Below are 11,175 nucleotides of genomic sequence, written 5' to 3'. Positions count from 1 at the left end.
CGGCTACATCGCCAGGCCCGAGCATGCCGGAAACCCGGAGGCCCGCCATGCGCTATGCCATCGTCACCGAGACCTACCCGCCGGAAGTGAACGGCGTTGCCCTGACCGTGCAGGGCCTGGAGCAGGGACTGCGCAATTCCGGCCATGACATCGACCTGATCCGGCCACGCCAGACCAGCGAAGCACTGGACTCGGCACCGGGCACGCTGCTGGTGCCGGGCGCCGCACTGCCGCGCTACCCCGGCCTGCGCTTCGGCCTGCCTGCACCGATCCGGCTCAACCGCCACTGGCAGCAGCAGCGTCCCGATGCGGTCTACATCGCCACCGAAGGCCCGCTGGGCTGGTCGGCGCTGCGCACCGCGCGCCGCCTTGGCATTCCGGTCGCCAGTGGTTTCCATACCCGCTTCGACGAGTACCTGCCCGACTACGGCGTGGCCTGGCTGCAGGCTGCCGCGATGCGCTGGATGCGCCGGTTCCACAACCAGGCCGATGCAACCCTGGTGCCCACCCGCGAGCTGCAGCAGTTCCTCGGTGAACAGGGCTTCGAACGCGTGCGCCTGCTGGCACGCGCGGTCGACAGCCAGCAGTTCGATCCGGGCCGGCGCGACCCGGCGCTGCGCGAGGAATGGGGCGTGGACGGCAACGGCCTGGTCGCGATCCATGTCGGCCGCATCGCTGCGGAAAAAAACCTTGGCCTGGCGGTGAAAGCCTTCCGCCGCCTGCAGCAGATCCGGCCCAAAGCCCGCTTCGTCTGGGTGGGTGATGGTCCGGCCCGCGAAAAACTGGCACATGAAAACCCCGATTTCATTTTCTGCGGCATCCAGCGCGGCGAAGCCCTGGCACGGCATTTCGCCAGCGGTGACCTGTTCCTGTTCCCCAGCCGCAGCGAGACCTTTGGCAACGTGACCCTGGAAAGCATGGCCAGCGGCCTGGCCACCGTCGCTTTCGACTACGGTGCGGCCCGCGAATACCTGCGTGATGGCGAGAACGGTGCGGCCGTGGAAAACGATGAGCAGTTCATCGAGGCAGCGGTGCAGCTGGCCGCCGATGATGCACGGCGCCGCGAATTCGGCAGCAGCGCCGCGCGTGCGATGAAGCGCCTGCATCCACAGCAGGTGGTTGCCGAATTCGATGCCCTGCTGGCCGAGCTGGCCCAGTCGCGGAGGAGCGGCCATGCGCACCACGCCGCTTGAGCTGCTGGCTGGCCGCGAGGCGCGGCTCTGCCGCCGGGCCAACCACTACTGCCGGCGTCGCCGCGTGCGTCGCCTGTTCTCGGTCATCAGCCGGCTCGGCGATGGCGTGTTCTGGTACGTGCTGATGGGCGCGCTGGTGGCGCTGGACGGCTTCGAAGGACTGCGTGCATCGGTGCACATGGCCGCCACCGGCCTGGCCGCACTGCTGCTCTACAAAAGCCTCAAGCGCTGGACCCGGCGTCCCCGCCCGTATGCGGCCGATCTGCGCATCCGCGCCTGGGTGGCGCCGCTGGACGAGTTCAGCTTCCCCTCCGGGCACACCCTGCACGCGGTGTCGTTCACCATCGTCGCGCTGGCCTACTACCCGTGGCTGGCGCCGCTGCTGGTGCCGTTCACCTTCGGCGTCGCGCTGTCGCGGGTGGTGCTGGGCCTGCACTACCCGTCCGATGTACTGGCCGCCACCGGCATTGCCATCCTGCTGGCATCGGCCAGCCTGGCCTGGTTGCCGCTGCCGGTGTAGCCCCCGGGGTCAGATCCCTTCGGTAGCGCCGGGCCATGCCCGGCGGTGGATGCCCTAGAATGCCTGCATGACCACGTTGTTCATTTCCGACCTGCACCTGGACCCCAGCCGTCCGGAGATCACCGACCTGTTCCTGCGCTTCCTGCGCGAGCAGGCGCCCGGCGCCGATGCGCTGTACATCCTCGGCGACCTGTTCGAAGCCTGGATCGGCGACGACACGCCCTCACCTGCTGCCGATGCGGTGGCCGACGCGCTGAAGGTACTTTCCGACAGCGGCGTACCGGTGTACTTCATCCGCGGCAACCGCGACTTCCTGCTCGGCGAAGACTATGCGCGCCGTGCCGGCCTGCGCATCCTGCCCGACCCGTGCGTGATCGAGCTGTACGGCCGCCCGGTGCTGCTGCAGCACGGCGACCTGCTGTGCACGGACGACATCCCCTACCAGCAGTTCCGTGCACAGACGCGCGACCCGGTCTTCCAGGCGCAGTTCCTGTCGCAGCCGCTGGCCGCACGCATCGCCTTCGCGCAGAAGGCACGCGACGCCAGCCAGGCCCGCCAGTCGGAAATGAAGCAGGATGATCGTGCGCAGTTCGAGTCGGTAACCGACGTGTCACCCGCCGAAGTCGATGCCACCTTCGTGCGCCATGGCGTGGACACCATGATCCACGGCCACACCCATCGCCCGGCGGTGCACATGCTGCAGGCCGGTGGCCGTGCCTGCAACCGCATCGTGCTGGGTGACTGGTACGAACAGGGATCGGTGCTGCGCGTGGATGCCGGCGGCTGGTCGCTGGATACGCTCGCGCGCGAATGATGGATCGCGGGGTGCCAACCAAGGTTGGCATCTACCAGGGCAGGTGAACGCACCCGGGTAGACGCCGACCTCGGTCGGCGGTTGGCCTCAGCGGAAGGCCGCGATGGTGGCCTTGGTATTGACCAGCACGCGCTGGTTGTCGGCGGTGCTGGCATTGCCCATCGGGATGCCGTTGTAGCTGATGTTCGGGTTGGACCAGTAGTTCAGGCGCGGGCAGCCGGCCGAGCAGTCATAAGCCATGATCGTGCGCCAGCGCGAACCGGAGGCCGGCTCGTAGCGATAGCCGTGCCCATAGGCATAGGGCGACGTGCTGGGATCACTGGCGATATCGTGCCGCGCACTCTGCAGGTGGCCGATCTCATGCGCGAAGGAGTAGTAGCCGGTCGCGCAATCCCAGTACACCGCCGCGAACGCCGTCGATGCCGTCGAACCGATGCCCGAGGCCAACCCGCAGTAGCTCGTGTTGTTGATCAGCAGCACGCCGACATCGGCCGCAGTGTTGTTGCGGCTGGTGTGGATGCTGTCCATGTAGCCGTCGCTGGTGTTGCGGAAGCGGGTCAGGTCGGTGGTGAAGTTGCCGGATTCGGTGTAGCTGGTGGTTTCATAGCCGGCCAGCTGCAGGGTGATGCCCACGTTGCTGTTGACGTAGCCCTGGTTGGATTCGGCCACCGCCAGCTGCACCAGCGACTGCATGTTGCCGCCATAGGCCGTTACCGCTGCATTGGTTGCCACCACCAGCACGCGGATGGTGGCCGGGGTACCGGACGAGGCCTGCGCGATGCCGATGCGGTCATTGTTGCCCATCGGGATTTTCGGCAGCTGGTTGTAGTCGGCCGGATGGTCGGCCGGCATCCGCGATTCATCCACTTCCACCAGTACATGGCGGTTGCCCAGTGGGCGCAGGCGATACAACTTGCCGTCCTTGCGGATCGAACCGGTGAGGGTGTTGCCCGAACGCACCAGGATCACTGAATTACCAGGATCATCCTGGCCGTTCGAAGTGGCGGCAGTCAGCCGATCGGACGGCGAGCGCAACTGGCCGTACCAGATGCTGCCGCCATCGGGCAGGGCTTCCACCTTACTGCGCACCGCCTGCACGCGCTGGCCAAGCAGTTCGAACTCCAGCTGCGGCTGCGCAGTGGCAGCAGCGTCGACACGCACTTCCTGTACCGTCGCGGTGGACGGGGTGGCCAGCAGCTTGCCCAGCGCGGGCTCACTGTTTGCCGATGCGCGGCTGATGACCGTCACCGGCTCGAACAACGGTGCCGCATGCGCGGCCGCTGCCACCGACAAACCCAACACCAGGCCACCTGCCGCTTTGCCAATCGATCTGGACAACATTGCGTCGCTCCTTGAATGATGTGAACAGCGTTGATGCAGCACGCCCGGGTCTACCGGGTCTGGCCATCTGGCCTGCGCGGGTCATGTGAATTCAATAGAAGATGGGAATGAAAATCAGGAACTGTGATCGACCGCATCTGCGTTAAGTAAGGTCAAAAGCGTCACTACACTTCGCCAATACACCGCTTTCGCGCTACCGTGACGCAGCCACGACGGGGAATGCACATGGCACCATCGCAGGACACGGACGAAGATGTCGGCTTGCTGCGGATCGGCCTGTTCTTCGATGGCACCCGCAACAACGCACACAACCTGGCACGCGGTCGCCCACAGGTTCCGCAGCCACGCCCGGCGCAGCTGCGCGCGGATGATGATTCGACCTACCAGAGCCGGCTGACCAGCAGCTACGACAACGGCCTGACCAACATCGCGCGCCTGCGGCAGCTGTATCCGGACAGCCGCCGCGATGCGATGGCCGCGCCTTCGCTGTCGATCTATGTCGAGGGCGTGGGGACCCGCGATGAAGCCGATGACGATCTGATCGGACTGGCCTTCGGCATCGGTGCCAGTGGCGTTCGCGCGAAAGTGCAGCGCGCGCTGCAGGTGCTGCTGCCGGCGGCACTGGCCGAGCTGTCCGCGCGCTGGCAGCGACCGCTGCGTGGCGTGCAGCTGGATCTGTTCGGCTATTCGCGCGGTGCTGCCGCGGCACGTGATATCGCAAACCAGCTGCAGGCCTGGGACAGCGCGCGCTGGCGCCAGCTGCTGCAGGGCGCCGGCCTGCCCTGCACTGCGGACTTCGCCGCCGTCACGCCGGTGCTGCGCTTCATCGGGCTGTTCGACACCGTGGTTGCAGTCAATGGTGGCCGCGCCGATGAACACCCGCAGCTCGCCCTGCGCAGTGGCATCGCGGCACACGTCGTGCAACTGGCCGCGCGTGACGAGCATCGCCAACACTATCCATTGACCAGCGTCGCGCCAACGTTCACCGAGATCGCCCTGCCCGGCGTGCACGCCAACATCGGCGGTGGCTACAACCAGTTGGAAGAAGGGCCCAAGCTGCTCAGCCGTCCACGCCGGCAGCAGCTGCGTCGCCCACCGGTTTCCGACTACCAGGTCCCTCCACTGGCGTTGCTGCAGGCCACCACGGCCTACGCCGAAACGCAGGCCGACGCCGAACGCTGGCGGCAGCAGCTGGGCGTGGGTGAAAAGGAGATCTGGGTGGACGTCTGGCACCAGTGGCAGCAGCAGCGTCGCGCCGGCAGCCGCAGCGTGCTGTTGTCGCCGGTGCTGTATGTGACCGCCGCGGTGGTGCTGCGTCGGCGCATCGACTGGCGTTACCAGCTGATCGCACTGCAGGTGATGCAGCAGCAGGCCATCGATGCTGGCGTGCAATGGACCGCCAATGCCGCTGGAGTTCCCGGCTGGGAGCTGCCGTCCGCCCTGCAGCCGATTGCACGCCGACTGGTGGCCGGACAGCCGCTGACGCAGACACAGGAGGCGCTCCTGCGACGGCGTTACCTGATGCAGTCGGCGCACTGGAACTTCGATGCACTGGGCGACACCGCACTGACCTACGCCGCCGATGCCGGCGTCAGCGAACTGCCGTACCGGCCGGGTCCCGGCCTGTTCTACATCAACCGGCCAACGGTGGATGGCAAGCGCGTGGTGTTGCCGAACGCATGAAAAAAGGGGACGGAGGGGATTAAGTCGTTTGTGCCACAAACGACTTAATCCCCTCCGTCCCCTTTTCTTCAGCCGGCCTGTTCAACCAGGTTGGCCAACTCATCCGCATCGAACCCGGCCAGCAGGCGCGCTTCGATGTTGAATGGCCCATGCAGGTAGCCGCCGGCGTACTCCACCAACAGTTCCTTGAAGCGCGCACGCGGCTCGACAGCGGCGCGGTCGCAGTACCAGCGGTACCAGCGCGAACCGGCAGCGACGTGCGCCACTTCCTCGCGCAGGATCACTTCCAGCACATCGGCAGTTTCGCCATCGCCGACATTGCGCAGCTTCCCGATCATGCCGGGCGTTACGTCCAGGCCGCGCGCTTCCAGCACGCGCGGCACCAGCGCCATGCGTGCCAGGCCATCATGGGCGGTCTTTTCGCACATTTCCCACAGGCCGTTGTGCGCTGGGAAATCGGCATAGTCGTGGCCATGCACCTGCAGGCGTTCGCGCAACAGCATGAAGTGCCGCGATTCGTCGTCGGCACAGCTGACCCAGTCGGCATGGAACGCCGGCGGCAGGCCGCGGAAGCGGTACACCGCATCCCAGGCCAGGTCGATCGCGTTGAGTTCGATATGGGCGATGGCGTGGATGAAGGCGGCACGCCCTTCCACGCCGCCCAGTCCGCGCCGCGGCACTTCGCGCGGATGCACCAGCACCAGCCGTGCCGGCCGGCCCGGCATGCAGATCGGCTCCGGCGGCGGTGCATCGGCCGCCACCTTCAGGCGGCCAGCACGGAACGCGGCGGCATAGGCTTGGGTCAGCGCCACCTTGCGCAGCGGGTCGGCTTCGGCCAGGCACTGCTGCGCAGCGCGCAGCAGGTCGCCACCAACGTCGGGTACATCGACCACGCCTGGACCTCAGGCGCGGCGCTTGTGCTTGGCGTCGTCCGAACGCAGCTGCTGGATGCGCTCGAAGTAGCCCGGCTCGATACCCGTCGGGTAGTGGCCGTTGAAGCAGGACGAATCGAAGTTGCGCAGCGCCGGGTTGCCCTCGCTCACCGCCGCTTCCATGTCTTCCAGGTCCTGGTAGATCAGCCAGTCGCAGCCCAGGTGGGCTTCGATCTCTTCCACGGTGCGGTTGTGCGCGACCAGCTCTTCGGCCGCCGGCATGTCGATGCCGTAGATGTTCGGGTAGCGCACCGGCGGTGCCGCGCTGGCCAGGTAGACCTTGCGCGCGCCCGCATCACGGGCCATCTGCACGATCTGCTGGCTGGTGGTGCCGCGCACGATCGAATCGTCCACCAGCAGCACCACGCGGTTGCGGAACTCCAGGTGGATCGGGTTGAGCTTGCGGCGCACCGACTTCACGCGTTCGCCCTGGCCCGGCATGATGAAGGTGCGGCCGATGTAGCGGTTCTTGATGAAGCCTTCGCGGTACTTCACCCCGAGCACGTTGGAGATCTCCAGCGCGGCATCGCGCGAGGTATCCGGGATCGGGATGATGGTATCGATGTCGTGGTCCGGGCGCAGGCGCAGGATCTTCTCGCCCAGCTTGATGCCCATGCGCATGCGCGCCTTGTGTACCGAGACGTTGTCGATCATCGAATCCGGGCGCGCGAAGTACACGTATTCGAAGATGCACGGGGTGTGCTCGGCCGGCTCGGCGCAGATCTCCGAGAACAGCTCGCCACGCGCGGTGATCACCAGCGCTTCGCCCGGCTGCACGTCGCGCACGCGCTGGAAGCCCAGCACGTCCAGCGCGGCCGACTCGGAGGCGACGATGTACTCGTCACCTTCGGCGTGGCTGCGCTTGCCCAGTACCAGCGGCCGGATGCCATGCGGATCGCGGAAGGCGACCAGGCCCAGGCCCAGCACCACGCTGACCACCGCATAGCCGCCCTTGCAGCGGCGGTGCACGCCGGCCACCGCGCGGATCGCGGCTTCCGGGCTGAGCTGGCGCTGCTGCTCCAGTTCATAGGCAAATACGTTCAGCAGCACTTCGCTGTCCGAATCGGTGTTGACGTTGCGGCGGTCCTGTTCGAACACCTGCTGGCGCAGCGCTTCGGTGTTGATCAGGTTGCCGTTGTGGGCCAGCGCGATGCCGTACGGCGAATTGACGTAGAAGGGCTGTGCCTCGTCCATGCCTTCCGAACCGGCGGTCGGGTAGCGCACATGGGCGATGCCGACGCTGCCTTCCAGGGTGGACATGGTGCGGGCATCGAACACATCGCGGACCAGGCCGGTGGCCTTCTGCACGCGCAGGCGGCTGCCGTTGGCGGTGGCGATGCCCGCCGCGTCCTGGCCACGGTGCTGGAGGACGGTCAAGCCGTCATACAACTGCCCGGCGACGTTCTGGTTGCCGACGATTCCGACGATGCCACACATGGTGCGAGGTCTCCGCTGGGCTGTGCCCAGTTACAAGGAAGGTGGCCGTACCTGGCCGCGGTGGTCGCCGCGCGCGCGGTCGACGTTGGCCGGATCGCCCGGCTCGATACTGTCCGGCAGTGCAGGAGCGTCCGGGCGCACTTCGGCCGGATCGTAGGAATCGCCCTGTTCCGCTTTCGCAGGCCGCAGCCATCCGCTGCCTGCCACTACCTGGTTGAGGATGCCATTATCGCCTGCCGCGCCCGGCTTTCCCAACCCGGCGCCTGCGTTCTTGCCCAACTCCATCAATGCAGATGGGGACAGCGCGTCGGTCGGCAAGGCCTTGGGCAGCAGATCGGCCCCGGGAACCTCCCAGTGCGGCAGTTTGCTGTTCATCCAGGCCACGGTCGGGTTCAGCAACGGACGCACCGCCGAGCGCTGCCAGGAGGGTTCGGCGGTCAGCGGGGTGAAGCTGCCCAGCAGCAGCAGGACCGCGGCGATCAGGCCGCCTCGCACCGCGCCCAGCACCCCGCCCAGCAGGCGGTCCAGGCTGGTCAGCATGCTGCGGTGGACCAGGGCCTTGATGACCATGCCGATCACCGCGACCACGATCATCACGCCGATGCCGACCCCCAGGTAGCCACCGACGAAGTGCTCGCCTCCGGGGGCCGCCGGCGCGGCCCACCAGTGGGCCGCGTCATTACCGAAGGCGAAGGCCGCCCACGCGGCCAGCAGCCACGACAGGGTGCCGATGACGATTCCGACGAAGCCGCGCAGCATCCCCAGCAGGGTCGAGGCGGCGATCACGATCAGCAGCACCACGTCGATCATGGCGCCCCGCTCCTTCGGCGGCGCTGGCAACGGGGCTGCGCGTGGGTCATGGGTGCGGTCGGACCATGCCGGCCACGCCGACCTTGGCAGCGACCTGCGCCTTCAGCTGCTCGGCGTCAGCGCGGTTGGCCACCGGCCCGACGCGGACGCGATGCAAGGTGCCCTTGTCCGTGCGCACCTGCTCGACGAAAGCGCTGAAACCAGCGGCACGAACCTTGTCGCGCAGGGCATTGGCATCGTTGGCCTGACCGAACGCGCCCAGCTGCACGGCAAAGCCGACGCCGCTGGCAGCCGGTGCTGCCGGTGTGGTCGGCACCGTCGCCGGCTTGCTGGCGGTGGCCTCCGGCTTCGGTTCGGGCTTCGGCGCCGGCTTCGGCGGTTCCGGCTTGGCGGCCGGCGGCGCGGTCGCCGTTGGCGTGCTCGGCGGCAGGCTTTCGCTGCGGACCGGGTTGCCGCTGGCCGAGGGCGCAACAGCTGCGGACGGGGTGCTGGCGCTCGGCGCAGCCGGTGCCGGGGTGGCCGCAACCGGGGCACTGCTGCCGGCCGCCGCGTCCAGGGTGATCACTTCGGCCTTCACATCCGCACGGATCTTCACCGCCTGCAGGCGGGCCGCTTCGGCCTGGGCACGGTCGGCGTAAGGTCCAACGCGCACGCGCCATGCCTGGCGGCCGTTGATGGTGGCCGTTTCGGCGAAGCCCGGCAGCTGCGAGCGCTTCAGGTAGGCGATCACCGCATCGGCGTCGGCCTTGCTGCCGTAGGCACCGAAGGTGACCGCATAGTTGCCGGCGGCGACTGCCGGCGAGGTGTCCACGGTCGGCGGCGTAGCCGGCGTGGCAGCCTCCTGCAGCGGCTTGGCCTGCCCGGTCTGCAGGCCGGTGGCACCACCGGCCGGGGCGACCAGCGGCAGCTCACGGGTTTCGAACTGACCATCGGCCGGCGCATCCGGCGCGGCGATCGGCACATTGGCGACACCGCTGTCGGGTGCGGGTCCCTTGACCAGCATCGGCAGGAAAATCACGGCCAGTGCCACCAGCACGATGGCACCAATCAGACGCTGTTTCAGAGGCGTATCCACGTGAGGCAGGCAACTGTCCGGAGATTGCCGTCGATTATACGGGTGCCGGACCGGCCGGCGTCGGCGTTGGCTGAACGCGGATCAGGCGTCGCCCTGCAGCCACTGCAGGGCCGCAGCGGCGGTATGGAAGGAGCCGAACACCAGCACCCGGTCACCCCGCTCAGCCTGGGCCAGCACCTGCGCCAGGGCCTGTTCGACGCTATCGGCCAGCGGTGCCTTGGCCGCCACCGTACCGCTCAGGCGTGCCTGCAGCTGCTGGGCGCTCTGCCCACGCGGACCGTCCAGCCCGGCCAGGGTCCACTCGCCCACCACGTCCTGCAGGGCCTGCACCACACCCGCCGCGTCCTTGTCCTGCAACGCGGCGTACACCGCCAGGGTGCGGCCGGCTGACACTTCGGCCTTCAGCGCACGCGCCAGCTGGCCCGCCGCCTGTGGGTTGTGGCCCACGTCCACGCGGATCTGCACGCCGTCGCGCTCGAATGCCTGCATGCGGCCGGAGATACGCGCTGCTGCGATACCGGCAGCCCACGCCGCACGCGGCACCGGCTTGTCCAGCGCCCGCAGGGCGGCGATGGCAGCACCGGCATTGGCCAGCTGGATCGGGCCGGCCAGCGCCGGGGTCGGCAGCTCCATGCGCAGGCCGACGTCGCGCCAGCGCCAGCGCTGGGCGTCGATCGGCTCGTAGAAGTAATCGCTGCCGCCGCGGATCGCGTTGGCACCGACCAGATAGGCACGCGCCAGCACGCTGGACGGCGGATCGGTCTCGCCCAGGATCACCGGCTTCCAGCCGCGGATGATGCCGGCCTTTTCGGCGCCGATCGCTTCGCGGTCCTCGCCCAGCCACTCGGCATGGTCGATGTCGACGGTGGTGATCACTGCCACGTCGGCGTCGACGATGTTGACCGCATCGAGACGGCCACCCAGGCCCACTTCCAGTACCGCCAGGTCCAGCCCGGCGTCGGCGAACAGCTGCAGCGCGGCCAGCGTGCCGTACTCGAAATAGGTCAGCGTGATCTCGCCACGCGCGGCCTCGATGGCGCTGAACGCGGCGACCAGCGCCGCATCGTCCACGTCCTGCCCGTCGATGCGCACGCGCTCGTTGTAGCGCAGCAGGTGCGGCGACGTATACGCGCCGACCTTCCAGCCGGCAGCACGGCCGATGGCCTCGATGAAGGCCACAGTGGAGCCCTTGCCGTTGGTGCCACCGACCACGATGGTGCGCCCGGCCGGCGCGCCAAGACCCATCGCCGTGGCCACGGCGCGCACGCGCTCCAGGCCCATGTCGATGGTCGCCGGGTGCTGGCGTTCAATGTAATCCAGCCAATCGGCCAGGGTGGTCGGGGTGTTCGTCACGGCAGTGCTTCCAGCAG

The 11,175-nt window shown here is 67.9% G+C and carries 10 protein-coding genes; 4 read left to right on the top strand and 6 right to left on the bottom strand.

Going from position 1 to position 11,175, the window contains the following annotated elements:
* Positions 1-47: 47 nt before the first annotated feature.
* The 3 genes from ACZK3J_RS04205 (at position 48) to lpxH (ending at position 2,527) form a co-directional block, all read left to right on the top strand.
* Positions 48-1,193 carry a glycosyltransferase family 4 protein gene (locus ACZK3J_RS04205; protein ID WP_032129074.1) on the top strand — a complete coding sequence of 382 codons (1,146 nt, stop codon included), beginning with the start codon at positions 48-50 and terminating at the stop codon, positions 1,191-1,193.
* Positions 1,174-1,713: a phosphatase PAP2 family protein gene (locus tag ACZK3J_RS04200; protein ID WP_149909472.1), complete on the top strand. Its 540-nt coding sequence runs from the start codon at positions 1,174-1,176 to the stop codon at positions 1,711-1,713. The genes ACZK3J_RS04205 and ACZK3J_RS04200 overlap by 20 nt, the downstream gene beginning before the upstream one ends.
* A 67-nt stretch (positions 1,714-1,780) precedes the next feature.
* Positions 1,781-2,527 carry a UDP-2,3-diacylglucosamine diphosphatase gene (gene lpxH / locus ACZK3J_RS04195; RefSeq protein ID WP_149909473.1) on the top strand — a complete coding sequence of 249 codons (747 nt, stop codon included), beginning with the start codon at positions 1,781-1,783 and terminating at the stop codon, positions 2,525-2,527.
* A gap of 87 nt (positions 2,528-2,614) precedes the next feature.
* Here lpxH and ACZK3J_RS04190 read toward each other — a convergent pair whose 3' ends face one another.
* Positions 2,615-3,868 (bottom strand): zinc-dependent metalloprotease, encoded by a 1,254-nt coding sequence (locus tag ACZK3J_RS04190; protein ID WP_149909474.1) that lies wholly within the window; start codon positions 3,866-3,868, stop codon positions 2,615-2,617.
* A gap of 225 nt (positions 3,869-4,093) precedes the next feature.
* Between ACZK3J_RS04190 and ACZK3J_RS04185 the strand changes: the two genes are divergently transcribed.
* A complete protein-coding gene (locus tag ACZK3J_RS04185) occupies positions 4,094-5,551 on the top strand; it encodes a DUF2235 domain-containing protein (RefSeq protein WP_149909475.1) in 1,458 nt (485 codons plus the stop codon).
* A gap of 68 nt (positions 5,552-5,619) precedes the next feature.
* Here the strand turns inward: ACZK3J_RS04185 and ACZK3J_RS04180 are convergent, their stop codons facing one another.
* The 5 genes from ACZK3J_RS04180 to folC all read right to left on the bottom strand — a co-directional run bounded on the left by ACZK3J_RS04180 (position 5,620) and on the right by folC (position 11,158).
* On the bottom strand, positions 5,620-6,444 hold the full coding sequence (locus ACZK3J_RS04180) for a ferritin-like domain-containing protein (protein WP_478476433.1): 825 nt from the start codon (positions 6,442-6,444) through the stop codon (positions 5,620-5,622).
* Between the two features lie 9 nt (positions 6,445-6,453).
* On the bottom strand, positions 6,454-7,920 hold the full coding sequence (gene purF / locus ACZK3J_RS04175; RefSeq protein WP_005408246.1) for an amidophosphoribosyltransferase: 1,467 nt from the start codon (positions 7,918-7,920) through the stop codon (positions 6,454-6,456).
* 30 nt (positions 7,921-7,950) lie between these two features.
* On the bottom strand, positions 7,951-8,730 hold the full coding sequence (locus ACZK3J_RS04170) for a CvpA family protein (protein ID WP_049400926.1): 780 nt from the start codon (positions 8,728-8,730) through the stop codon (positions 7,951-7,953).
* Between the two features lie 46 nt (positions 8,731-8,776).
* The gene (locus ACZK3J_RS04165; RefSeq protein ID WP_100437391.1) at positions 8,777-9,805 is read right to left on the bottom strand and encodes an SPOR domain-containing protein; all 1,029 of its coding nucleotides are present in this window, start codon (positions 9,803-9,805) and stop codon (positions 8,777-8,779) included.
* An 81-nt stretch (positions 9,806-9,886) separates the two neighbouring features.
* Positions 9,887-11,158: a bifunctional tetrahydrofolate synthase/dihydrofolate synthase gene (folC, locus tag ACZK3J_RS04160; protein ID WP_149909477.1), complete on the bottom strand. Its 1,272-nt coding sequence runs from the start codon at positions 11,156-11,158 to the stop codon at positions 9,887-9,889.
* Positions 11,159-11,175 lie beyond the last annotated feature (17 nt).

Source organism: Stenotrophomonas sp. 86428_Sma (assembly GCF_056481585.1).
Note: the sequence above shows the minus strand (reverse complement) of the source record. Positions and strands in the feature narration are given on the sequence as shown.

Coding starts and splice junctions, on each gene's coding strand:
- ACZK3J_RS04205 (WP_032129074.1), top strand. CDS start 48: ATGCGCTATGCCATCGTCACCGAGACCTACCCGCCGGAAGTGAACGGC.
- ACZK3J_RS04200 (WP_149909472.1), top strand. CDS start 1,174: ATGCGCACCACGCCGCTTGAGCTGCTGGCTGGCCGCGAGGCGCGGCTC.
- lpxH (WP_149909473.1), top strand. CDS start 1,781: ATGACCACGTTGTTCATTTCCGACCTGCACCTGGACCCCAGCCGTCCG.
- ACZK3J_RS04190 (WP_149909474.1), bottom strand. CDS start 3,868: ATGTTGTCCAGATCGATTGGCAAAGCGGCAGGTGGCCTGGTGTTGGGT.
- ACZK3J_RS04185 (WP_149909475.1), top strand. CDS start 4,094: ATGGCACCATCGCAGGACACGGACGAAGATGTCGGCTTGCTGCGGATC.
- purF (WP_005408246.1), bottom strand. CDS start 7,920: ATGTGTGGCATCGTCGGAATCGTCGGCAACCAGAACGTCGCCGGGCAG.
- ACZK3J_RS04170 (WP_049400926.1), bottom strand. CDS start 8,730: ATGATCGACGTGGTGCTGCTGATCGTGATCGCCGCCTCGACCCTGCTG.